The sequence below is a fragment of the Bradyrhizobium sp. BLXBL-01 genome (genome assembly GCF_051853025.1).
Lineage (GTDB): Bacteria > Pseudomonadota > Alphaproteobacteria > Rhizobiales > Xanthobacteraceae > Bradyrhizobium.
Window position 1 is genome coordinate 7,797,916 of record NZ_CP182471.1, and the last position, 19,900, is coordinate 7,817,815.

Sequence of the window (19,900 nt, forward strand, 5' to 3'; positions counted from 1 at the left end):
GGATGCAGGCGGCCGCTCGCGACCGCCGGGTTTGGCTGGCGGTAGATGGCACACCGAATGGGGTGCACGTCAACTGGGACCGTGTGTATGCAAACGGTCTTCTGGCTGTCCGTTGGGCAAAATTGCGCTCAGCAGCCCATCCGTTTGGCAATCCAGCAGCAAAATCTGCTGGATTGCGCGCTGCACTGCGGAAAATTTGTTCGCTGGATCAGACGAAGTATCGAGGCCGATTCTACGCCACGGACATGTCGAGCGGCGGCGCGACCTGATCCGGCAACGGACAGACGTAAGGTGTCCTGGCCGTCCGCTTCTGGAGATCGGTCTTGGCGGCCTTGATCAGCTCCGGTTCCGTCAGCGCCTTGATGCCGAGACCGGCCATGGCCTTGGCCGCCTGCACCATGGCCTTGTGCGCGTGCGGGCTCTTGCCCTGCGCCACCACCTGCCAGGTGTGGAAGGGCGTGCCGATTGCAACCGTCGGTGCGTGCACCTGCACCGTCGGCACCACCCAGCTCACGTCGCCGACATCGGTCGAGCCGACGAGCGGGTTGCGCTTGGCATCGAGCGGCACCAGGAAGTCGGCCAGCGGCCGATCGGTCGGCTCCATGCCGATCGCGTAATAGACGGACGCGATGTCCTTGTCGCTCAAGGTCGCACGGATCTGGCCAGCAAAGCTCTTGTCCGCATCGTCGAAATGCGGCGGTCCGAGCTCTTCCATGACCTGGTGCAGCGCCTGCTCCAGCGGCCCGTTCGGCAGGATGTTGGAGACCGCGGAGATGATCTTCATCTCGACCTTGGTCTCGGTCATCAACGCCGCGCCTTGCGCGATCTTCGACACGCGCTCGACCAGCTCGTTCATGCCGGGAAGATCGCGCGCGCGGATCGAATAGCGCACGCGCGCATGGGCCTGCACCACGTTGGGCGCGATGCCGCCGGTGTCGAGCAGCGCGTAGTGCACGCGCGCGTCGCTCGGCATGTGCTCGCGCATGTAGTTGACGCCGACATTCATCAATTCCACCGCATCGAGCGCCGAACGGCCGAGATGTGGCGAGGCCGCCGCATGCGAGGTGCGGCCGGTGAAGGTGAAATCGGCGCGCGTATTCGCGAGCGACGGCGTCACCGCCACTTCCCAGAAACTGTGAGGGTGCCAGGTGATGGCGATGTCGGCGTCTTCGAACGCGCCGGAGCGCACCATGAAGGCCTTGGCGGCGCCGCCTTCTTCCGCAGGGCAGCCGTAATAGCGCACGCGGCCGGGCACCTTGTTCTCCGCCAGCCAGTCCTTTACCGCCGTCGCGGCGAGCAGCGCGGCGGAACCGAGCAGGTTGTGACCGCAGCCATGGCCATGGCCGCCGGTCTCGATCGGACGATGCTCGGCAACACCCGCCTCCTGGCTGAGGCCCGGCAGCGCATCGTACTCGCCCATGAAGGCGATGACCGGACCGCCCTCGCCCCACTCGCCGATCAGCGCCGTCGGGATGCCGGCGACGTTCTCGGTGATGCGGAATCCCTGATGGCGCAGCTCGGCGAGATGCTCGGCGGCGGACCGCGCCTCGGTGTAGCAGACCTCAGGCATGCCCCAGACCCTGTCGCTGAGGTCGACGAAACGTTCCTTGATCGTATCGATGCCACGCCAGATGTCGCTGCGGTTGTCCATGCTTGTCGTCCGTGATCCCTTGGTCCAACGAAGCGGCAATGGTTAGCAGCTTCACTGCACGGCGCCTAGCACCGCGCCGGACAGCAGCCATGCGGCGGCGGCCGGATGACATGACGACCCGTGCAAGAGGTGTTTCCAGGCCTTTCGAAAATTTCACGCAGCGTTCTCCCGAATAGTTGGGAACGAGGCTTTCAAGACCGCCTGCTCCGGCCTAAATTAGGCGTGCTTCGCGCGTCGCTCCGCCAGACTTGCCGGAGCGATGCCCTCAGCCAGGAGAACTCGATGAGCACCCTGACCGAATGGAGAGTGCCGCCGGCGAACCAGCCGCGGGCGAGCGACTACGGTTTCGATCTCGACCGCGCGCTCGGCTCCGTCGTCGGCCTGCACGCCATCATCCCCCCGGACGCGTTCAGTGCCGAGACGCTGGGCACCGAACGCGCCGGCAACGGCGTCGTGATCGACGACGGCCTGGTTCTCACGATAGGCTATCTCATCACCGAGGCAGATTCAGTCTGGCTGCACCGCGCCGATGGGCGCGTGGTGGAGGGCCATGCGCTCGGCTTCGATTCCGAGACCGGGTTCGGGCTGGTGCAGGCGCTCGGCCAGCTCGACATTGCGCCGCTGCCGCTCGGCTCGTCGGCGGCGACGCGGATCGGCGACCGCGTCGTGGTCGGCGGCGCCGGCGGACGCACGCGCTCGGTCGCGAGCCAGGTCGTGGCGAAACAGGAATTCGCCGGTTACTGGGAATATCTGCTGGATGAGGCCATCTTCACCTCTCCCGCACATCCGAACTGGGGCGGCACGGCACTGCTCAACGAACGCGGCGAGCTGATCGGCATCGGCTCGCTCCAGCTCGAGCGCGAACGTGACGGCAAGGCCGAGCACGTCAACATGATCGTGCCGATCGACCTCCTGAAGCCGGTCCTGGAGGACTTGCGCAAATTCGGCCGCGTCAACAAGCCGGCACGGCCCTGGCTCGGGCTGTACTCGACCGAGATCGACAACCGCGTGGTGGTGATCGGGATCTCCGCCAACGGCCCGGCCGCTCGCGCCGAGCTGAAGACCGGCGACGTCATCCTCGCCGTCAACGGCGACAAGGTGACGAGCCAGACCGCCTTCTACAAAAAAATGTGGGCGCTCGGCGCCGCCGGCGTCGACGTGCCGCTCACCGTTCATCATGAAGGCGTCACCTTCGACGTCACGGTGACGTCGACCGATCGCTTCAAGCTCTTGAAGGCGCCGAAGCTGCACTGATCCCAAGGGCTTTGAGGAAGCGGGCGATGACCGAGGCCGTGGTGGACGACATCGTGGCCGTGCTGCCGCCGCTGCTCAACGCGCTGGAAGCACTCGGCTTCTTCCAACGGCATCTGCATCCGCCAGCTTTCGCCTCGGTGATGGATGCGATCGGCACGCCGGACGAGGCGCTGCAGACGGCGCACGCCGCAATCGGGGATTGGCCGGAGCAGTTCGCTGGCCTGCGCGAGCGGCTCGATCGCGCCTGCGGCGAGACGCTCGCTGCCTTTGCCGGCATTCGTGAAGTCGAGCGGGGCCATGGCGATCTCGTCGCGGTGTTCCGCGCCCTGCGCCATGTCCCGCGCGCGCAGGAGGCGCTTTATCCGCTGGCGGTTAAGTTTCCGCCCGTGAGCGGCTTCTTCCTCAACGCCGCCAATCGCGACAATGCGGATTTGTTGTCGAATCTCGAAGCCGGCGCGAGCGAAGATACCGGCATCTTCCACGACCACAACGAGCCCGGCAGTCGCGGCGGCTTCTCGGTCTATGTCCCCGAATATTACACGCCCAAGTGTGCCATGCCGCTGGTGATGGCGCTGCATGGCGGCAGCGGCAACGGCCGCGGCTTTCTGTGGAGCTGGCTCCGCGACGCCCGCAGTCTTGGCGCGATCCTGGTGGCGCCGACTGCGACCGGGCCCACCTGGGCGCTGATGGGCGACGACACCGACACGCCGAACCTCATGCGCATCCTCGAGGCGGTGCGCAGCCGCTGGAGCATCACCCCCTCGCGCATGTTACTAACTGGCATGAGCGATGGCGGCACCTTCTGCTACGTCACCGGCCTCGACGGCGCCTCGCCCTTCACGCATCTCGCGCCTGTTGCGGCGACCTTCCATCCGCTGATGGCGGAAATGGCCGACGCAACGCGCCTGCAAGGCCTGCCGGTCTTCATCACTCACGGCAAGCTCGACTGGATGTTTCCGGTGCAGACCGCACGGCAGACGCAGGCGGCACTCTCCGCCGGCGGTGCCGACGTCATCTATCGCGAGGTCGACGACCTCAGCCACACCTATCCGCGCGAGATCAATGCGGAGCTGATGGAGTGGCTGAATGCAGAATGAACAATCTCTCCTTAGATGCGCCGCATGGTCGCGGAACCATCACTCCGGGCCGACGTTATTGCCCGTCACCGGAGGTTCGCCATGCAGACTTTTTTTGGAATGATCCTGGGCGCGCTGCTGCTTGCGTGCGGCGTCTACATCTATGATTCCATGCAGACGTCGTCGGTCGCCAAGGGTGAGGTCGCGACGACCAACCGTACCATCGTGAACTGGGACGTCGCCAAGGCCGATTGGGATGCGCTGCGCGATCGCGCGCACAAGGACTGGGTCCGCATCTCGTCGAAGTAATTTCGTCCGATCGACATGAACAAGGCGCCGTCGCGAACTCCGCGACGGCGCCTTTCTGTTGCGTCCTGAAATATCGGCGGCTCAGTTCATCTTGGCCTTGCGGGCGTCGGCGATGACCTGCTCGAACTCGGTCATGCTGAGCGCGCCGGGCACGCGATACTTGCCGACGATGAAGGACGGGGTGCCATGGAAGCCGAAAGCTTCAGCCTGCTCGTTGTTGCGCTTGAGGATGGCGTCGATGTCCTTGGCGTGCCCGGTGAGATCGCGCTTCAACCGGTCCATGTCGACCCCGGCGGCCGCCAGCAGCTCGTTGATGCGCGGCTCGGTCAGGCGCGAGCTGACGCCGATCATGGCGTCATGGGCCTGGTGATACTTGCCCTGGAATTTGGCCGCCAGCGCGCTCCGCGCCGCGGTGACCGAAACCGGCCCGAGGATCGGCCAGTCCTTCATCACCAGCCGCACCTTGCCGTCGTCCTGGACCACCTGGCGCAGCTCGGGCTCGAGCTTGCGGCAATAGGGACAATTGTAGTCGGACCATTCGACGATGGTGATGTTGCCGTCGGGATTGCCTGCGACGGGCGTGTCGGGATCGCGCAGCACCTTGGCTTCGGTCAGCACCTCGTCATCGCCGGCCGCCGCGCGCGCCGGGACGATGCCACCCACCGCGAGAGCACCCGCTCCGATCAGCGTCAAGGCTGCGCGCCGCGTCGGCGCAAGGCCACTCTTCCCAAATCCGGTCATATCTCGTCCCGTTCCGGCCCCATCTTGCGGATATATGCCCGCGGACCGGCCATTGTTACGGGTCATATAGAATGGCGCGGGCGGGATTGCCACGCGAATCGCACCCGGTCCAGCTAAGCCGCCGCGCGAGGCAGCATCGCCATCAACGTCCCGCTCATCGTGGCGATCAGCGTGGTCTTGCCGTCATGTTCGGCGTAGGCCTTTGCCTCGCAGAAGGTCAGCGTGCGGCCGGGCTTGACCACTTCGGCCTTGAAGACGAAGCGCTCGCCGCGGGCGGGCGCGAGCAGCGTGGTCTTGAATTCGACGGTGAGGATACCGGCCTCCGGCGGCATCAGGCTGAAGGCCGCAACGCCGCAGGCATTGTCGAGCCCGGCCGTGATGATGCCGGCATGGATGAAACCGTTCTGCTGTGTGAGGGCCGGTGCATGCAGCATCGCCAGCTCGACCTCGCCCGGTGCGAGGCGGACGATCACGATGCCGAGCGTGCGCATGGCCGGCTGGCCATCGAACATGGCGATGGCCGCCGCGCGGTAGCCCGGGTTTTTCGGCTCGAAGGCTGTCATGGCTCACACCTCGGCAGGTTCCGCAAGATGCCTCGAGGCCGCTTCGCGAATGGCATCGGCGAACGGCGCGGACTTCCGCAATTGGCGGTCCATGTGCACGCCGGTGATCTCGCATGTCGCGGCGAGCTCGCCAGTCTCGGCATTCGTCATGTCGTGCCGGAAGCGGATCGACTTGTCCCTGATCTCGAGCAGATGGCTGCGGATCTCGACGATGTCGCCGGCGAGCAGCTCGCGCTTGTAGGCGATGTTCTGCTGCACCGCGGCCATGCCGCGGCCGGAGGAGCGCAAATAGCTCGGCGTCAGGCCAATGCGAGCGAACAGATTCCAGTTGGCCTCGTCGAACTTGCCGACATACCACATGATGTTCATGTGCCCGACATGGTCGCATTGCCATGGATAGACCGTGCCGCGATAGGTTGCCTCCTGCTCCATCGCAATTCCTCCCGCAATTTCGCCCTTGATCGTTGATACGGTAGCGTATCAAACCCGTGTCGCGTTAGCAATACGGCACCGTATCAAGTCCGGGTGAGGCTTCCTTCATGAGCGACGGCAAGGGCGATGTCTGGGTCGAGGCTGGATTTGCCGAGCTCGCCCGTGCGGGGGTGGAGGGCGTACGGGTCGAGGTGCTCGCCAAGAACCTCGGCGTCACCAAGGGCGGGTTCTACCGGCGCTTCGCCGATCGCGCCGCGCTGCTCGAGGCCATGCTGGAAGCCTGGCGCAAGGGCCGCATTGCCGCGATCGCGCAGCAGACAAGCCTTGACGGGCAAGCGCCGCGCGAACGGCTGAAGGCGGTGATCCAGCTCTATTCCGAGCGGCTCAATCCGGAAGGCATGGCGATCGAGCTTGCGATCCGGCAATGGGCCCGCTCGGACGAGAACGCCGCGGCAGCGGTGGCGAGCGTCGATGCGGCGCGGCTCAAGCACGTCGGCGACCTCTATCGCGCCAACGGCCTTGCGACCGAGGAGGCCGACGCGCAGGCCTTCCTGTTCTACTGCTTCATCTTCGGCCAGAGCCTGTTGTTCGTCGAGAGCGGTCCGCGCAAGCGGTCGCAGCTCGTGGCGAAATCGGCCGAGAAGCTGCTCGACTGAGCCAGATCCGGACCCGAAGGGCCGCGTAAGCGTCAAGGGTGCAGCGGTTTTCCGAAAAGATCGTGCGCCAAAATACAGGCGAAAAGGCCGGAGCGTTGCTCCGGCCTTCGTAGCATTCGAAGCTCAGGCGGCCCCCTTCAGCTTCTTGGTGCATTCGCTGTAATAGCCGCCGCCCTTCTGGATCCACTTCAGGCCGCCGTTGCCGTTGGTGGTCTTGTTGGCATTGTACTGGTCGACGCAGGTGTGCAGGCGCGCCTTGCCGGCGGGCTCCTTGGCATATTTCGGATCGACCGCGTTCGGGTAGATCGCAGGTCCCGCCGGCAGGGCCGGCGCCGCGGCGGGCGCCGCCTCCTTCTTGGCCTGCTTCGGCTCCGCGGGAGCCGTGGGCGCTGCCGCGGTCGGCGCAGCGGCGGGCGTCGCATCGGCACCGCATTGGGCCTTGCGGAAGTCATTCCACTTCATGGTGCCGAGCGAGCCGTCCTTCTTGGCGGCCTGGTACTTCGCGCTACACTCCTGCGCGGTCAATGCCTGCGCCGGCGCGCTCGCCAGCAATGCCGCGACACCCGACGCTGCGATCGCACACAACAATTTCGTCTGAATGGTCATCCTTCGGTCTCCTGCTTGGTCTTCCCTGACGGAAGTGAATTGAGGATTGCTATCCTAGCGTGCCGGCCGCTTGCGACAAGGATGCGATGAGTTGCGCCGGCAAAATATAGTGATCCCGCCGCTTCACTCATTCATGTCGCGTTCAGCAACACGAGCCGACGTTTCAGCCCTTCGCAATTCTCGCAAGCAGAGTGCACCACATGACCTTCACGTCCCGCCTCGCCGCCGTCGCGCTCGCCTCCCTGCTCCTCACCGGCACCGCCTTCGCGCAGACCACCGCACCGGCCGCCAAGACCGACACTGCCGCCACTGTCCCCGACAAAAAGGCAACGAAGGAGCGATCGGCGGAATCGCTGGAATGCTCGAAGCAAGCGGACGCCAAGGGATTGAAGGGGAAGGAGCGCAAGAAATTCCGTCGCGAATGCAAAAAGGAGGCGAAGGCCGGCAGCGCAGCCGCCGCTCCCGCAGCTCCCGCCGCCGACAAGAAATAAGCCCGTCACGCTTCCTTCCGAGCATCCGCGGAAGGCGTCGCGCATTGCGGCATGACGAGCCTGCAATTGTGCGGCTCGGGCGGATTTGCGATAAGATGGCGTGAAGCAAATCACCGCCTCCCTGTCGTTCGAATGGCCGAGCCGTGCCAAGATCCTGAGCACGGTGGAGACGCTCGTCATCGGCACCGCCGGCGGCCTCGCGTTTCTGCTCGCCGGCCTGCCCGGCGGGCTGATCTCCGGCTCGATGATCGCGGTCGGGATCGCCGCAATCGCCGGCCGCCAGCTGAGCCTGCCGCCGATCCTGACCCAGACCGTGCTGGTGCTGCTCGGCATCTCGCTGGGCTCGGTCGTCTCGCGCCATTTGCTTCAGCAGGTCAGCGCCTATCCTCTCACGATCGGCCTGCTGGCGCTCGCCACCTTCTGCTCCACGTTCGGCTCCAGCTATTACCTCCAGCGCATCCATGGCTGGGACCGCACCTCGGCTTTCCTGGCCGGCAGCCCCGGCGCGCTGTCGCAGATCACGATCCTGGCGGTCGAGCGCGGCGCCGACCTGCCGGGCATTGCGGTGGTGCAAACCATGCGCGTCATCATCCTGACCGCCGCGCTGCCGATGGTGCTGGCGATTGCAGGCGTCGCGCCCTCGGCTGCGCCGTCGCTGGCAACGACCATCGCCTCGCCGCTCGATCTCCTCGAGCTGGCCGCCGCGTCGCTGGCGGCAGCGCTCGTGTTGCGGCTGATCAGGTTTCCCGCAAGCTGGATGTTCGGCGCGATGATCGCCTCCAGCGTGCTGCATGGTGCCGGATGGGTCGAGGGCGGCCTGCCGGATTGGGTGCGCGGCGTGGCGCTGATCGGGATCGGCGCACTGATCGGCAGCCGTTTCGCGCGGATGCGGATCAAGACGCTCGCCGGCCACCTCAGCGCGGCCCTGGGCTCGTTTGCCGTGGCCATCGCCGTCTCCGCCATCTTCGTCGGCATCGTGGCGCTCACCACCCAGGTGAAATTCTCCGACGTCATCGTCGCCTTCGCGCCCGGCGCGATGGATGCGATGCTGGCGCTGGCCTTGACGCTGCACATCGACCCGATCTTCGTCGGCGCCCATCACCTGTCGCGTTTCGTTTTCGTGACGATCGCAACGCCGGGCATCGTGCACCTGTTCGGGCGCACGCAGGACGACGTGGACGATTGAGCTTTAGCGCTTCGCCGTCCGCACCAATCCCCACGCGGCGATCGCGGCCATCAAGAGCGAGATCAGCACGTTGTAGCCGGCGAGCGAGAGGCCGAGGAAGCGCCACTGCACCTCGTCGCAGCGCACCACCTTCACGGTGTCGAGCTTCGACAAGAGATCGGCGGCGCTGCCGAGATTGACGACGGGCCCGGAGCAGTCGGTCGGCCCCTTCCAGAACCCCCATTCGACCCCGGAATGGTAGGCGCCGAGACCGGCATTGACGAGCATCGCCAGGGCGAGGATCGCGAGCCCCGCCAGCAGCAGCGGCCGCGGCGCGCCGCTCCGCGCCGCCAGCGCCGTGAGCGCACCGAGCGGTATTGCGAGGTAGTAGGCGTAGCGCTGCTCCAGGCACAATGGACAGGGCAGGATCTCCAGGACGACCTGGAAGAACCAGGCGCCCGCAATCGTGGCTACGGCGACCAGCGTGACCATCGCCGAGGCGGTCAGCGCGGGGCTCGTGGCGGCCGGCTTGAACGCAGGTATGGCGGCACTCTCGGTGGTCACGGCAGCCTCTTTGGCATCTCTCGCGCCCCAGCCTCTAGCCCCGGCCCATGCGGCTGTCGAGAACGGCTGACATCACTTTGGCGCGGGTTGACCCCGCCCCGTCCATGGCTATAGTCCGCCGGCTTCGCGACGCCGCCTATGGGGCCGACCGAGGGCCCCTGTGGCGGAACTGGTAGACGCGCTCGACTCAAAATCGAGTTCCGCAAGGAGTGCTGGTTCGATTCCGGCCAGGGGCACCACGATAAAACACTAATAATAACTATGCCTTAAGCCGTCGGTTCGATCCCGGATTTCTCCGGAAAATCTTCGCGATGCATTGAAACCACAAGTAAAAGTTCGCTCCGGCCGTCCGTTTTGTTGGCATTTTTGTCGGTATCGGGCGAACAAACGTTCATGGCGAATTTCGCTATTCCCGACGAGGGAATTGAGCAGATGGCCCCCAGGAACGACGGCTGAACTTTCCACTCGATATACGTACCAATCGCCGCTGGATATTGTGAACAGATCGGTCTTCCGGCGCACGGGGGCTTTGTCCCTCCCCGTCACATGCGCGGAAACGCAGAAGCAGGGCATAGGACTTGTCGAACATCAATCTCAAGCTTCTCCATACCTTCCTGCTTGCAGCTGAGCACGAAAGCTTCCGGAAGGCCGCCGAGGAATCGAACCGGTCTCCTTCTGCGGTCAGCATGCAGATCCGCGACTTGGAGGAGCAGATCGGCGTCCTCCTTTTTCGCAGAACGCCGCAGAAAGTATTGCTGACATCTGAGGGGCGAATTCTGTTCGAGCAGGCAAAGCGCGCCCTCCAGGAAGTTCAGTCCGGGCTGGATTTGCTGAGCGAGTCAGCACAGTCCCGCAGCCGTCACATTCGCATGGCCTGCGTTCCGACGCTCGCGTCCGGATGGCTGCCCAACATCCTGGCGACATTCAAGGTCCGCTATCCGCGGAGCCAGGTCCAGCTCATGGAGCTCTCCACGACGCCTATGCTTGAACTCCTCAAGCGGCAGGATGTCGAGTTCGGTATTGGTCCGCAAGTCCCCGACATGGGGGACTATGAGTTCGAGCCGATGCTTGAGGACCCCCTTTTTGCCTGCGTACCGCCGGTGTTCGACGAGGGGCAAGCAAGCACAGGATTCGCCGATCTGGTGGACAAGCCGGTCATCCTGCTGTCGAAAACGACAGCCGTGCGAGGGTTGATCGACGAGACGCTGGAGACGCTCCACGTCCGGCTCGATGTTCAATTTGAAGTTCAGGCCGCCACGACAGCGGTGGCACTGGCCGCGTCCGGCCTCGGCATCGCGATCGTGCCACGAGTCGCGCTGGTGCAGGCCGGCGTGCAGCGGTTTCGTGTGGTCCCGCTCTCCGATCAAATCAAGCTTCGCCAGATTGGCTTGATTACCACGCGCAGCTCGGTCAGGCGCCCGAACACCGAGCAGCTGATCTCTTTGATCCGCTCAAGTCTTTCCCAGCTGCGCTGACGCCCTCCCGCTCAGAGCAGCTTCAGGAGCGCATCCACGACCTGACTGGTCGTCGCATTGCCGCCGATGTCCCGTGTCCTCAGCGCTGCATCCTCCAACCCGGCGCACACGGCAGCTTCCATCCTGTCGGCACCAAGGCGCAGCCGATCATCGCGATAGCGCCGGTCCAGGCGTCTCAGCATCAGTATCGCAGCCAGGATCGTTCCATAGGGATTGGCGAGCCCCTTTCCTGCTATGTCGGGCGCCGAGCCATGCGAAGCTTGAAAGAAGCCGATTCCATCACCGACTTCTTCCGACGGGGACATGCCCATGCCGCCGACCGTCGCGGCACCGAGATCGGAAATGATGTCGCCGAACATGTTCTCGGTGACGATGACGTCGAAGTGCGATGGCTTGTTGACGAGATGAACGGTCATCGCATCAACAAGGACGTGCTCGGCTTCAATGTCGGGATAGTCCTTGGCCACCTCGTCGAAGACGGAACGGAAGAACGCATATGTGCGCAGGACATTGGCCTTGTCGCAACAGGTGACCCGGCGCCGGCCGTCCTTTGGCGAGCCGTTACGCGATCTGGCGAGGTCGAACGCGAACCGGACGACACGCTCGATACCTTTCCTAGTCTGAATTAGCGTGTCGACTGCGACTTCCTCCCTCAGCAGCGCACCCGCGCCGCGCGCGGCGTAGAGCCCCTCGCTATTCTCCCTGACGATGACGTAATCGATCGACCCCGGATGCCCGAGCGGAGACGGCACGCCCTTGTAGAGCCTAATGGGCCGCACGTTGGCATACAGATCCAACTTGAAGCGAAGTGAGAGCGTGAAATCAAGTCCGGCTTCGGTTCCGTCAGGGTGAACCACACCGGGAATGCCAGCCGCACCATGGAGAATGGCGTCGGCCCCGCGACAGCCCTCGAACGAGGTCGCCGGAAAAGAGTCTCCCGTTTCGAGAAAGTGAGTGGCACCCGCCGGGTATTCCACGAACTGGAGCGTGCCGGTCTGGACACCAGCCTGCAGCACCGCAACCGCCGCACGAGCGACTTCCGGTCCGATGCCATCTCCGTGCACGACCGCAATTTTGTAACTGTCCTTCATGATACTCGCTCGGTTGATTGTAGTGGTCTCGTCTCTTCCCTCGCAGCCACGAATGCGCAAGGTCAGGCATCGGCGCGCCACGTTGGGTGAAGCGTCGATCAGATGTGTATCGTCGCGACTGATCGCGAAGCCGAGAGAATGATCGGGTCAGTCCAGCTTGATCCAGACTCCCTTCGTATTGAGGTACTCGTCGAGCTGTTCGGTGCCGCCTTCACGGCCATATCCACTCATCTTGTAGCCGCCGAAAGGCAATGCAGGATCGATCGCGTGATAGGTGTTCACCCAGACCGATCCCGCCCGGAGACTGCGCGAAATGATGTGGGCCTTGCTCACGTCACGCGTGAAGACACCCGCCGCGAGCCCGTATGGTGTCGCATTGGCGCGCTCCACGGCTTCATCGAGCGTGTCGAACGGCAGTGCGGAAATGACCGGACCAAAGATTTCGTCACGGGCGATCTGCATGTCGTCGGAGACGCCGGCGAACACGGTCGGCTCGACGAAGTTGCCCTTCGCGAAACTCCCCTCTCTCAGCCTTCGGCCTCCGGTCACGACCTTCGCGCCCTGGTCGCGTCCGCTGTTCAGGAAGCCTTCGACCTTGTCGAGCTGTCTCTCGGAAACGAGGGGTCCGATCTCCGTCATGGGATCAGCTCCGTCGCCGATCTTGAGGGCCGAAGCGAACTTTCCCAGCCGTTCGACCAACTCGTCGTGGATCGCTCGCTCGACGAACAGGCGGGAGCCGGCGATGCAGATCTGGCCCGAATTGGCGAACGCTGCCATCGCGGCAATCGGGACAGCCTTGTCGAGGTCCGCGTCGGCGCAGACGATGACCGGCGACTTTCCGCCAAGCTCGAGGGATACCCGTTTGAGATTGCCGGCCGACGCTCGGATGATCGCCTGGCCAGTGGCAGTGGATCCCGTGAAGACGATCTTGTCGACACCGGGATGTTCGGCCAAAGGCGCGCCGGCCTCCGGGCCGGTCCCGGTCACGACGTTGACGACGCCGGGCGGCACACCTGCCTCGTTCATCAAATCCGCGATCAGGAGGGGCGTTAGCGGCGCCTCTTCGGAAGGCTTGAGCACGATGGTGCATCCGGTCGCGAGCGCAGGTCCGATCTTCCAAACCGACGCAGCGGTGGGCGCGTTCCACGGGATGATCGCGCCGACCACGCCGACCGGCTCCTTCCGCGTGAACGAAACTATGTCGCCGGGAAGCGAATTGTCGATCGTCTGCCCATGAATCGCCGTCGCCATGCCGGCGTAGTATCTGAGCATGCCGAGCACGCGAAGCTTGTTCGCCCGCGTCCTGACGATCGGCATACCCATGTCGGCGGTGTCGGACCGACTGATCTCCTCCCAATGCTTCTCGAACAGATCGGCAATGCGCAGGAGCAGAGCCTGTCGCTCGAACGGTTTGAAGCGGCTCCACGGTCCCACGAAGGCGCGCCGGGCGGCGCTAACGGCAATGTCGATGTCGCCAGCATCGCCACGCGGGACACGGCCGATCACCTCGCCAGTCGCGGGATTGCGCGTCTCGAGGACTTTTCCCGAGCGGGCCTCAACCCACGCGCCATCGACGAACATCTTGCGAGTTCGGCCATCTACGGGAAATCGGATATCGGTCATTGTCATTGGATCGGTCGTCCCTGTCTCAACACTCGTTCTCGGTCTAGGCTGCCGGCTTCGTTTTTCGAAGGAGCCGCGCCAGGTCGGAAATATAGGCTTGGCCATGGCCGCTCTCGACCACAGCCGCGATCGCAGTGCCGACACCGTCTGCGATCGCTTTGGATGCGCCGGAGTTGCTCGCCATCATCCGGTAGTAGGAGATATCCTTTAGCGCATTATCGATAAAGAACGGGATCGTGCCGGTATCGCCCGTCACGATTGCGGGCGCCATGCGCTGGAGCGCAACGCCAGCCCCGCCTCCTTTGGCAAGGACGTCGACGAAGACCGCCGGATCGACGCCTGCATCGGCGGCCTGCGCCGCGGCCTCGCCAAGCAGCGCCATGAAGCCGATCGATACATAATTATGGAGCAGCTTGAGCCGGTGGCCGAACCCCACCGGGCCGACATGTTCCACACCCTCGGTGAAAGAGGCAAGAACCGCGCGGACGCTGCGAAGGTCGGCTTCGTCGCCGCCAACCAGAAGGTTCAGCGTTCCTTCTTCCGCGTGCCTGGCGGTGCGCGTCATGGGCGCATCGAGAAAGCGTCCACCCGCCGCCTCGACCGCGGCGGCCATCCGCAATGTCGAGTCCGGCAGCGCCGTCGAGCAATCGACAATGATGGCGCCCTTACGGAGGCCAGACAGAACGCCCGCTTCGCCCGTCAGGATCGCTTCGACCTGAGGCGAACCCGTTACGCAGAGGATGATAACATCCGACGCGCTCGCGACCTCACCGGGCGTCTTGCAGGCCGTGGCCCTGAGGCTGAGGAGATCGTCAACGGGTTGATTGCCCGGATGGTCGAGAAAGGCCAGAGGAAAGCTGCCCCGCGCCAGGACATTCTTTGCGATTCCATGGCCCATCAGACCTACACCGACAATTCCGACTCTCAGCTTGGTCATCTCATTCATCGTTCATGCAAGCCTCTCGTGAATGGCGGCGTAGATGATCTGTTGCTCTGTCGCCTGATCGCGTCGACGATCTTCCCGCGCTTGGCGACCACGATCCGATGGACAGCGCCAGCAATTCTGGCAAGTAAGAGCGGATCACGACGCTAGCCGAGCCCGCATCCGCAGATGCTCCCCGCGGCTCATTTGGTCGGCGCAACGTTGCGGCACCGACGCGTGGCGGCGCGACCGGATTTGAAGGCCGAGCCATGCTCTTGCGCTGGATAGGCCGCTTGCAATCATCGTTTCCTCGCCTGCGACAGGCTTCTTTCTTGATGGCGCAAGATGAGCGGCGTCGTCCGGTTCCATGCAAGGCGCTTTTTCTGAACTCCCGTTTGGTTTTTCTGATCTGCCGGCCTTTCCCCCGGTGGTCGGAAAAACCCACGGGTTTACTTCCGTCATGCCGAGGCACGTCGACGGCCCAACGAGGGCCGCAGTGTCACCCGGACATCGGCCCGTGAGAAAAACTGACACCCCGTTCAGAATTACTGCGCTACGCCAGCATTGCCTCAGCACTCTGCCGAGAATTAGATCCGCAAACATCAATCATAACGAAGCCAAGTCGACTTGGCGGACAGACGGGGGAACCGCGATGAGTCAGACCACCACCTATGCCGGTGCCGCCGGCGCTGCCAAGTCGGCGATCGAGACTTCGACCATTCGCGCCATCTCCTGGCGCCTGATTCCCTTCCTGGTGCTGGCCTACTTCTTCTCCTACCTCGATCGCGTCAATCTCGGCTTTGCCGCCCTGACCATGAATGCGGACCTGAAATTTTCCCCGTTGGTGTTCGCCTGGGGCGCCGGCATCTTCTTCATCGGCTATTTCATCTTCGAGGTGCCGAGCAATCTGGCGCTGGAGAAATTCGGCGCCAGCCGCTGGATCGCCCGGATCATGGTGACCTGGGGCATCATCTCGGCGCTGATGGCGATGGTCAGCGGCGAGACCAGCTTCTACATTCTGCGCTTTCTGCTCGGTGTCGCCGAGGCCGGTTTCTTCCCCGGCATCATCCTCTATCTCACCTATTGGTACCCGGCCGAGTACCGCGGCCGCTTCATCGCGGCCTTTGCGATCGCGGTCCCCGTATCCACCGTGATCGGCGCACCGATCTCGGGCTTGCTGCTGGGGCTCGACGGCCTCATGGGGTTGAAGGGCTGGCAATGGCTGTTCATCATCGAGGGCATCCCGTCGGTGCTGCTCGGCATCGCCACCTGGTTCTATCTCACCGACAAGCCGGAGAAGGCGGATTGGCTCTCGGCCGAGCAGAAGACCTGGCTCAAGGCCAAGCTTGATGCGGAGGCTGCGGCCAAGAAGGCGGCCAAACATCTGTCTCTTGGCGAAGCGCTGACCTCGCCGAAGGTGATCACGCTGAGCCTGATCTATTTCGGCTTCGTCGGCGCGCTCTACGGCATGCAGTTCTGGCTGCCGCAGATCGTCAAGGCGTTCGGCCTCACCAACGCCCAGACCGGATTCGTCACCGCGATCCCGTATCTGTTCGGCACCATCGCCATGATCCTGTGGGCGCGGCATTCGGATGCGAGCCGCGAGCGCGTCATGCATGTCGGCGCGCCGCTGCTGCTCACGGCGATTGCGCTCGCGGTGTCCTCCTATCTCACCGATCCCACGCTAACGATGGTGGCGCTGACGGTGGCGGCGATCGGCGTGTTCTGCTGCTTCGGCGTGTTCTGGACCCTGCCGACCGCCTGGCTCTCCGGCACGGCGGCCGCCGGCGCCATCGCGCTGATCAACTCGATCGGCAACCTCGCAGGCTTTGGCGGTCCTTATCTGATCGGCTGGGTCAAGGAAGCGACGGGGCAAACCTCGACCGGCCTGCTCGTGCTTGCGGTCCTGCCGCTGATCGCCGGGGTCCTGGTGTTCATCGGCGGCCACGACAGCAAGCACGAGTTCGGCGAGCCGGGACGGTAGCCTTTCCAGCACGCCCGGTAAATCCTAGCCCCATTCCCAACTTTGGGGATGGGGAGACTCGACGACTGCCGTCAGGAGCGATGAGGGCTCGACTGGAGTGCCCCGATCCTTTGCTAGACCTGGACCGAGGTTAGCTTTTTCAGGCAGCGCAACGCAAATGACGACCGGCTGTGCCGGATGCCAGGGATGCGATAGAGCTTTTCGCGCAGGAAGCGTTCATAGCCGGCGGTGCTTTCGACCGCGACCTTCACAATGTAATCGTAATCGCCGGTGGTGAGATAGGCCTCGATCACCTCCGGCAAATTCGTCAGCAATTGGCCAAAGCGTTCGAGCATCTCCTCGTCGTGACGATCGAGCGTCAGCTCTATGATGACCGTTTCGGGCAGGCCAAGCTTGTCCTGATTGAGCAGCGCGACGTAGCCATCGATATAGCCCTGCGTCTCGAGACGCTTCAGCCTGTTCCAGCATGGCGTGGTGGAGAGCCCAATCCCGTCGGCGAGTTGCGCCGTCGTCAGGCGTGCATCCTGCTGCAAGGCGCGCAGAATCTTGCGATCGATCTCGTCTAGCCGAAGCGCATCCTTGCGCGGGGCTTTGACCGGCCTCGAGGCACGTCCGATCGGCACCATACCAAGAACTCCATTCTGGCCTTACGGCTGATATGTGGAAAATCCTTATCGCCTATTCAGGCTATACCCAGATCAAAAGAACAACAATCCTGGTCTTTGCCAGTACGATGTACTTACAAAACGAGACGTATGCGGTGTTTTTTCTCGAACTCCAGACCAGCGATATGCACGCCGCACTCGGCCGCCTGCTCGACCAGACCCGTGTCGCGGGGCTGCGGCTTGCCGCCGTCAGCGCGCGCGTGGATTCGAACGCCTGCCGCATCTCGGCTTCCATAGATATCGATGACCGCGACGTCGTCGACCGGCTCGTTCGCCGCGTTGGTGCGTTATTCTGCATCGATGCAATCGAGGTGAGAGGTGAAAGCCAATGCCCGACCCCGACCTCATCCATGACATGATCCCGCAAGGCGAGGCGGCTCAATCCGCCGAGCATCCGCCACTGAGGCTGCACGTGCCGGAACCAGCGGTGCGCCCGGGCGGCACGCCAGATTTCTCGAACATCCGCATTCCGCGCGCAGGCCAGGTCAATCGTCCCGCAGTCGACGTGGACGCCGAGACGATTCGTGATCTCGCCTTCTCCGTCATTCGCGTGCTCAATCGCGATGGCGAGGCCGTGGGTCCCTGGGCAGGCACCCTCTCGGACAGCGAACTGCTCGAGGGCTTGCGTCACATGATGACGTTGCGTGCATTTGACGCGCGGATGCAGACAGCACAGCGTCAGGGCAAGACGTCGTTCTATATGCAGCATATGGGCGAAGAGGCCGTGAGTTGCGCCTTCCGCAAGGCGCTTCTTCCGGGCGACATGAATTTTCCGACCTATCGCCAGGCGGGGCTTTTGATCGCCGGCGGCTACTCGCTGGTCGAGATGGCCTGTCAGATCTACTCCAACACGCACGATCCCCTGAAGGGGCGCCAGCTACCGGTGATGTATTCCTCCAGGGAGCACGGCTTCTTCTCGATCTCCGGCAATCTCGCCACCCAATACATCCAGGCGGTCGGCTGGGCGATGGCGTCTGCGATCAAGAACGACACCAAGATCGCAGTTGCGTGGATCGGCGATGGGGCAACTGCCGAATCCGACTTCCATGCCGCACTGGTGTTCGCCTCGACCTATCGCGCGCCGGTCGTGCTCAACATCGTCAACAATCAATGGGCCATCTCGACCTTCCAGGGCATCGCACGCGGCGGCTCCGGCACGTTTGCAGCGCGCGGTCTCGGCTTCGGCATTCCGGCACTACGTGTCGACGGCAACGACTACCTTGCAGTCCATGCGGTCGCGAAATGGGCCTGCGAACGCGCACGCCGCAACCTCGGCCCTACCCTGATCGAGCACGTAACCTATCGCGTCGGTGCGCATTCTACTTCGGACGACCCAGCGGGCTATCGGCCGAAGACAGAATCCGAAGCGTGGCCGCTCGGAGATCCCGTGATCAGGCTGAAGAACCATTTGATCGTCCGCGGCGCCTGGTCGGAGGAGCGGCACAAGCAGGCTGAGGCGGAGATCCTGGACACAGTCGTTTCGGCCCAAAAGGAAGCCGAGAGCTACGGCACGCTTCATTCCGAGCAACGTCCTTCGGCGCGCGACATGTTCGAGGGCGTATTCGCAGATATGCCGCCACATCTGCGCCGTCAGCGCCAGGAAGCCGGAGTCTGAATCATGACACGGCGGACCATGATCGAGGCGATTCGCGACGCGATGGATGTGATGATGTCGCGCGACAACGATGTCGTCGTGTTCGGCGAGGATGTCGGCTATTTCGGCGGTGTGTTTCGCGCCAGCCAGGGTCTACAGGCGAAATACGGAACGAGCCGTTGCTTCGATACCCCGATCAGCGAACTCGGCATCGTCGGCATCGCGGTCGGCATGGCAGCTTATGGCCTGAAACCCTGCGTCGAAATCCAGTTCGCCGATTACATGTATCCGGCTTACGACCAGATCGTCTCCGAGGCCGCGCGGCTACGCTATCGGTCGAATGGCCAGTTCACCTGCCCGCTCGTCGTGCGCATGCCGACCGGCGGCGGCATCTTTGGCGGGCAGACGCACAGCCAGAGCCCGGAAGCTCTGTTCACCCATGTCTGCGGCATCAAGACCGTCGTGCCATCGAACCCGCGCGACGCCAAGGGTCTGCTGATCTCCGCCATCGAGGACCCCGATCCCGTGATCTTTCTCGAACCGAAGCGGCTCTATAACGGTCCATTCGACGGTCATCATGACCGGCCGGTGACGCCGTGGTCGAAGCATGATCTCGGCGAAGTCGACGACGGACATTTTGCAATTCCGCTCGGTAGCGCCGCGATCCGCCGGCACGGCGAGGCCGTCACCATCCTCGCCTACGGCACGATGGTTCATGTCGCCGAGACCGCCGCGACCGAAGCCGGTATTGATGCCGAGATTATCGATCTTCGCTCGCTGCTGCCGCTCGATCTCGACACCATCGAAGCCTCGGTCAAGAAGACCGGACGCTGCGTGATCGTGCATGAGGCAACGCTGACCTCCGGATTCGGTGCTGAGCTCTGCGCACTGGTCCAGACGCGATGCTTCTATCATCTGGAAGCCCCCATCGCGCGGGTCGCCGGCTGGGACACGCCCTACCCACACGCACAGGAATGGGACTACTTTCCGGGCCCGGCGCGAGTCAGTCGTGCGCTGATCGAAACGCTGGAGGCTTGA

At 63.7% G+C, this 19,900-nt stretch carries 21 protein-coding genes and 1 tRNA gene; 12 read left to right on the forward strand and 10 right to left on the reverse strand.

The window, feature by feature from the left end:
* Positions 1-232: 232 nt before the first annotated feature.
* Positions 233-1,651, reverse strand: coding sequence for a M20 family metallopeptidase (locus ACNJYA_RS36100; RefSeq protein ID WP_439364793.1), 1,419 nt, complete (start codon positions 1,649-1,651; stop codon positions 233-235).
* Between the two features lie 282 nt (positions 1,652-1,933).
* Between ACNJYA_RS36100 and ACNJYA_RS36105 the strand changes: the two genes are divergently transcribed.
* From ACNJYA_RS36105 to ACNJYA_RS36115, 3 genes are all read left to right on the forward strand, one after another.
* Complete coding sequence (locus ACNJYA_RS36105) at positions 1,934-2,905, forward strand: S1C family serine protease (protein WP_439364794.1); 972 nt, start codon at positions 1,934-1,936, stop codon at positions 2,903-2,905.
* A 26-nt stretch (positions 2,906-2,931) separates the two neighbouring features.
* Entirely contained in the window at positions 2,932-4,002 is a 1,071-nt protein-coding gene (locus tag ACNJYA_RS36110; protein ID WP_439364795.1) for a phospholipase, read from the forward strand.
* An 81-nt stretch (positions 4,003-4,083) separates the two neighbouring features.
* The gene (locus tag ACNJYA_RS36115) at positions 4,084-4,290 is read left to right on the forward strand and encodes a hypothetical protein (RefSeq protein WP_172785992.1); all 207 of its coding nucleotides are present in this window, start codon (positions 4,084-4,086) and stop codon (positions 4,288-4,290) included.
* 81 nt (positions 4,291-4,371) lie between these two features.
* Here ACNJYA_RS36115 and ACNJYA_RS36120 read toward each other — a convergent pair whose 3' ends face one another.
* From ACNJYA_RS36120 to ACNJYA_RS36130, 3 genes are all read right to left on the reverse strand, one after another.
* On the reverse strand, positions 4,372-5,031 hold the full coding sequence (locus tag ACNJYA_RS36120) for a DsbA family protein (protein ID WP_439364796.1): 660 nt from the start codon (positions 5,029-5,031) through the stop codon (positions 4,372-4,374).
* A 113-nt stretch (positions 5,032-5,144) separates the two neighbouring features.
* On the reverse strand, positions 5,145-5,594 hold the full coding sequence (locus ACNJYA_RS36125) for a PaaI family thioesterase (protein WP_172785994.1): 450 nt from the start codon (positions 5,592-5,594) through the stop codon (positions 5,145-5,147).
* Between the two features lie 3 nt (positions 5,595-5,597).
* Complete coding sequence (locus ACNJYA_RS36130) at positions 5,598-6,026, reverse strand: acyl-CoA thioesterase (protein WP_172785995.1); 429 nt, start codon at positions 6,024-6,026, stop codon at positions 5,598-5,600.
* Positions 6,027-6,133: 107 nt separating this feature from the next.
* On the opposite strand from ACNJYA_RS36130, the gene ACNJYA_RS36135 reads away from it, so the two are divergent.
* Positions 6,134-6,682 (forward strand): TetR/AcrR family transcriptional regulator, encoded by a 549-nt coding sequence (locus ACNJYA_RS36135; RefSeq protein WP_212256262.1) that lies wholly within the window; start codon positions 6,134-6,136, stop codon positions 6,680-6,682.
* A gap of 123 nt (positions 6,683-6,805) precedes the next feature.
* Here ACNJYA_RS36135 and ACNJYA_RS36140 read toward each other — a convergent pair whose 3' ends face one another.
* Complete coding sequence (locus ACNJYA_RS36140; RefSeq protein ID WP_439364797.1) at positions 6,806-7,288, reverse strand: hypothetical protein; 483 nt, start codon at positions 7,286-7,288, stop codon at positions 6,806-6,808.
* Positions 7,289-7,488: 200 nt separating this feature from the next.
* Here ACNJYA_RS36140 and ACNJYA_RS36145 point away from each other — a divergent pair, with 200 nt between their 5' ends.
* Positions 7,489-7,779, forward strand: coding sequence for a PsiF family protein (locus ACNJYA_RS36145; protein WP_172785998.1), 291 nt, complete (start codon positions 7,489-7,491; stop codon positions 7,777-7,779).
* Between the two features lie 100 nt (positions 7,780-7,879).
* Positions 7,880-8,965 (forward strand): AbrB family transcriptional regulator, encoded by a 1,086-nt coding sequence (locus ACNJYA_RS36150; protein ID WP_172785999.1) that lies wholly within the window; start codon positions 7,880-7,882, stop codon positions 8,963-8,965.
* A 3-nt stretch (positions 8,966-8,968) separates the two neighbouring features.
* Here the strand turns inward: ACNJYA_RS36150 and ACNJYA_RS36155 are convergent, their stop codons facing one another.
* Entirely contained in the window at positions 8,969-9,508 is a 540-nt protein-coding gene (locus ACNJYA_RS36155) for a disulfide bond formation protein B (RefSeq protein WP_439364798.1), read from the reverse strand.
* Between the two features lie 154 nt (positions 9,509-9,662).
* Between ACNJYA_RS36155 and ACNJYA_RS36160 the strand changes: the two genes are divergently transcribed.
* Positions 9,663-9,747 (forward strand) — tRNA-Leu (locus ACNJYA_RS36160).
* Positions 9,748-10,086: 339 nt separating this feature from the next.
* Positions 10,087-10,983, forward strand: a complete 897-nt coding sequence (locus ACNJYA_RS36165; RefSeq protein WP_212256254.1) for a LysR family transcriptional regulator — start codon at positions 10,087-10,089, stop codon at positions 10,981-10,983.
* An 11-nt stretch (positions 10,984-10,994) separates the two neighbouring features.
* Here the strand turns inward: ACNJYA_RS36165 and ACNJYA_RS36170 are convergent, their stop codons facing one another.
* From ACNJYA_RS36170 to ACNJYA_RS36180, 3 genes are all read right to left on the reverse strand, one after another.
* Positions 10,995-12,074, reverse strand: coding sequence for an isocitrate/isopropylmalate dehydrogenase family protein (locus tag ACNJYA_RS36170; protein ID WP_439364799.1), 1,080 nt, complete (start codon positions 12,072-12,074; stop codon positions 10,995-10,997).
* Between the two features lie 147 nt (positions 12,075-12,221).
* Entirely contained in the window at positions 12,222-13,703 is a 1,482-nt protein-coding gene (locus ACNJYA_RS36175) for an aldehyde dehydrogenase family protein (protein ID WP_172786003.1), read from the reverse strand.
* 37 nt (positions 13,704-13,740) lie between these two features.
* Positions 13,741-14,634 carry an NAD(P)-dependent oxidoreductase gene (locus ACNJYA_RS36180; protein WP_439364800.1) on the reverse strand — a complete coding sequence of 298 codons (894 nt, stop codon included), beginning with the start codon at positions 14,632-14,634 and terminating at the stop codon, positions 13,741-13,743.
* A 637-nt stretch (positions 14,635-15,271) separates the two neighbouring features.
* Here ACNJYA_RS36180 and ACNJYA_RS36185 point away from each other — a divergent pair.
* Positions 15,272-16,603, forward strand: coding sequence for an MFS transporter (locus ACNJYA_RS36185; protein WP_439364801.1), 1,332 nt, complete (start codon positions 15,272-15,274; stop codon positions 16,601-16,603).
* Positions 16,604-16,716: 113 nt separating this feature from the next.
* On the opposite strand, the gene ACNJYA_RS36190 is transcribed toward ACNJYA_RS36185, so the two are convergent.
* Positions 16,717-17,229 (reverse strand): Lrp/AsnC family transcriptional regulator, encoded by a 513-nt coding sequence (locus ACNJYA_RS36190; protein WP_439364802.1) that lies wholly within the window; start codon positions 17,227-17,229, stop codon positions 16,717-16,719.
* Between the two features lie 32 nt (positions 17,230-17,261).
* Here ACNJYA_RS36190 and ACNJYA_RS36195 point away from each other — a divergent pair, with 32 nt between their 5' ends.
* From ACNJYA_RS36195 to ACNJYA_RS36205, 3 genes are read left to right on the forward strand one after another with little or no spacing between them, the layout of a single operon-like run.
* Entirely contained in the window at positions 17,262-17,627 is a 366-nt protein-coding gene (locus tag ACNJYA_RS36195; RefSeq protein WP_439364803.1) for a hypothetical protein, read from the forward strand.
* A complete protein-coding gene (locus tag ACNJYA_RS36200) occupies positions 17,624-18,883 on the forward strand; it encodes a 3-methyl-2-oxobutanoate dehydrogenase (2-methylpropanoyl-transferring) subunit alpha (protein ID WP_172786220.1) in 1,260 nt (419 codons plus the stop codon). Before ACNJYA_RS36195 ends, ACNJYA_RS36200 begins: the two co-directional genes overlap by 4 nt.
* 3 nt (positions 18,884-18,886) lie before the next feature.
* Positions 18,887-19,900, forward strand: coding sequence for an alpha-ketoacid dehydrogenase subunit beta (locus ACNJYA_RS36205; protein ID WP_260381153.1), 1,014 nt, complete (start codon positions 18,887-18,889; stop codon positions 19,898-19,900).

Coding starts and splice junctions, on each gene's coding strand:
- ACNJYA_RS36100 (WP_439364793.1), bottom strand. CDS start 1,651: ATGGACAACCGCAGCGACATCTGGCGTGGCATCGATACGATCAAGGAA.
- ACNJYA_RS36105 (WP_439364794.1), top strand. CDS start 1,934: ATGAGCACCCTGACCGAATGGAGAGTGCCGCCGGCGAACCAGCCGCGG.
- ACNJYA_RS36110 (WP_439364795.1), top strand. CDS start 2,932: ATGACCGAGGCCGTGGTGGACGACATCGTGGCCGTGCTGCCGCCGCTG.
- ACNJYA_RS36115 (WP_172785992.1), top strand. CDS start 4,084: ATGCAGACTTTTTTTGGAATGATCCTGGGCGCGCTGCTGCTTGCGTGC.
- ACNJYA_RS36120 (WP_439364796.1), bottom strand. CDS start 5,031: ATGACCGGATTTGGGAAGAGTGGCCTTGCGCCGACGCGGCGCGCAGCC.
- ACNJYA_RS36125 (WP_172785994.1), bottom strand. CDS start 5,594: ATGACAGCCTTCGAGCCGAAAAACCCGGGCTACCGCGCGGCGGCCATC.
- ACNJYA_RS36130 (WP_172785995.1), bottom strand. CDS start 6,026: ATGGAGCAGGAGGCAACCTATCGCGGCACGGTCTATCCATGGCAATGC.
- ACNJYA_RS36135 (WP_212256262.1), top strand. CDS start 6,134: ATGAGCGACGGCAAGGGCGATGTCTGGGTCGAGGCTGGATTTGCCGAG.
- ACNJYA_RS36140 (WP_439364797.1), bottom strand. CDS start 7,288: ATGACCATTCAGACGAAATTGTTGTGTGCGATCGCAGCGTCGGGTGTC.
- ACNJYA_RS36145 (WP_172785998.1), top strand. CDS start 7,489: ATGACCTTCACGTCCCGCCTCGCCGCCGTCGCGCTCGCCTCCCTGCTC.
- ACNJYA_RS36170 (WP_439364799.1), bottom strand. CDS start 12,074: ATGAAGGACAGTTACAAAATTGCGGTCGTGCACGGAGATGGCATCGGA.
- ACNJYA_RS36175 (WP_172786003.1), bottom strand. CDS start 13,703: ATGACAATGACCGATATCCGATTTCCCGTAGATGGCCGAACTCGCAAG.
- ACNJYA_RS36180 (WP_439364800.1), bottom strand. CDS start 14,634: ATGACCAAGCTGAGAGTCGGAATTGTCGGTGTAGGTCTGATGGGCCAT.
- ACNJYA_RS36185 (WP_439364801.1), top strand. CDS start 15,272: ATGAGTCAGACCACCACCTATGCCGGTGCCGCCGGCGCTGCCAAGTCG.
- ACNJYA_RS36190 (WP_439364802.1), bottom strand. CDS start 17,229: ATGGTGCCGATCGGACGTGCCTCGAGGCCGGTCAAAGCCCCGCGCAAG.
- ACNJYA_RS36195 (WP_439364803.1), top strand. CDS start 17,262: ATGTGGAAAATCCTTATCGCCTATTCAGGCTATACCCAGATCAAAAGA.
- ACNJYA_RS36200 (WP_172786220.1), top strand. CDS start 17,624: ATGATCCCGCAAGGCGAGGCGGCTCAATCCGCCGAGCATCCGCCACTG.
- ACNJYA_RS36205 (WP_260381153.1), top strand. CDS start 18,887: ATGACACGGCGGACCATGATCGAGGCGATTCGCGACGCGATGGATGTG.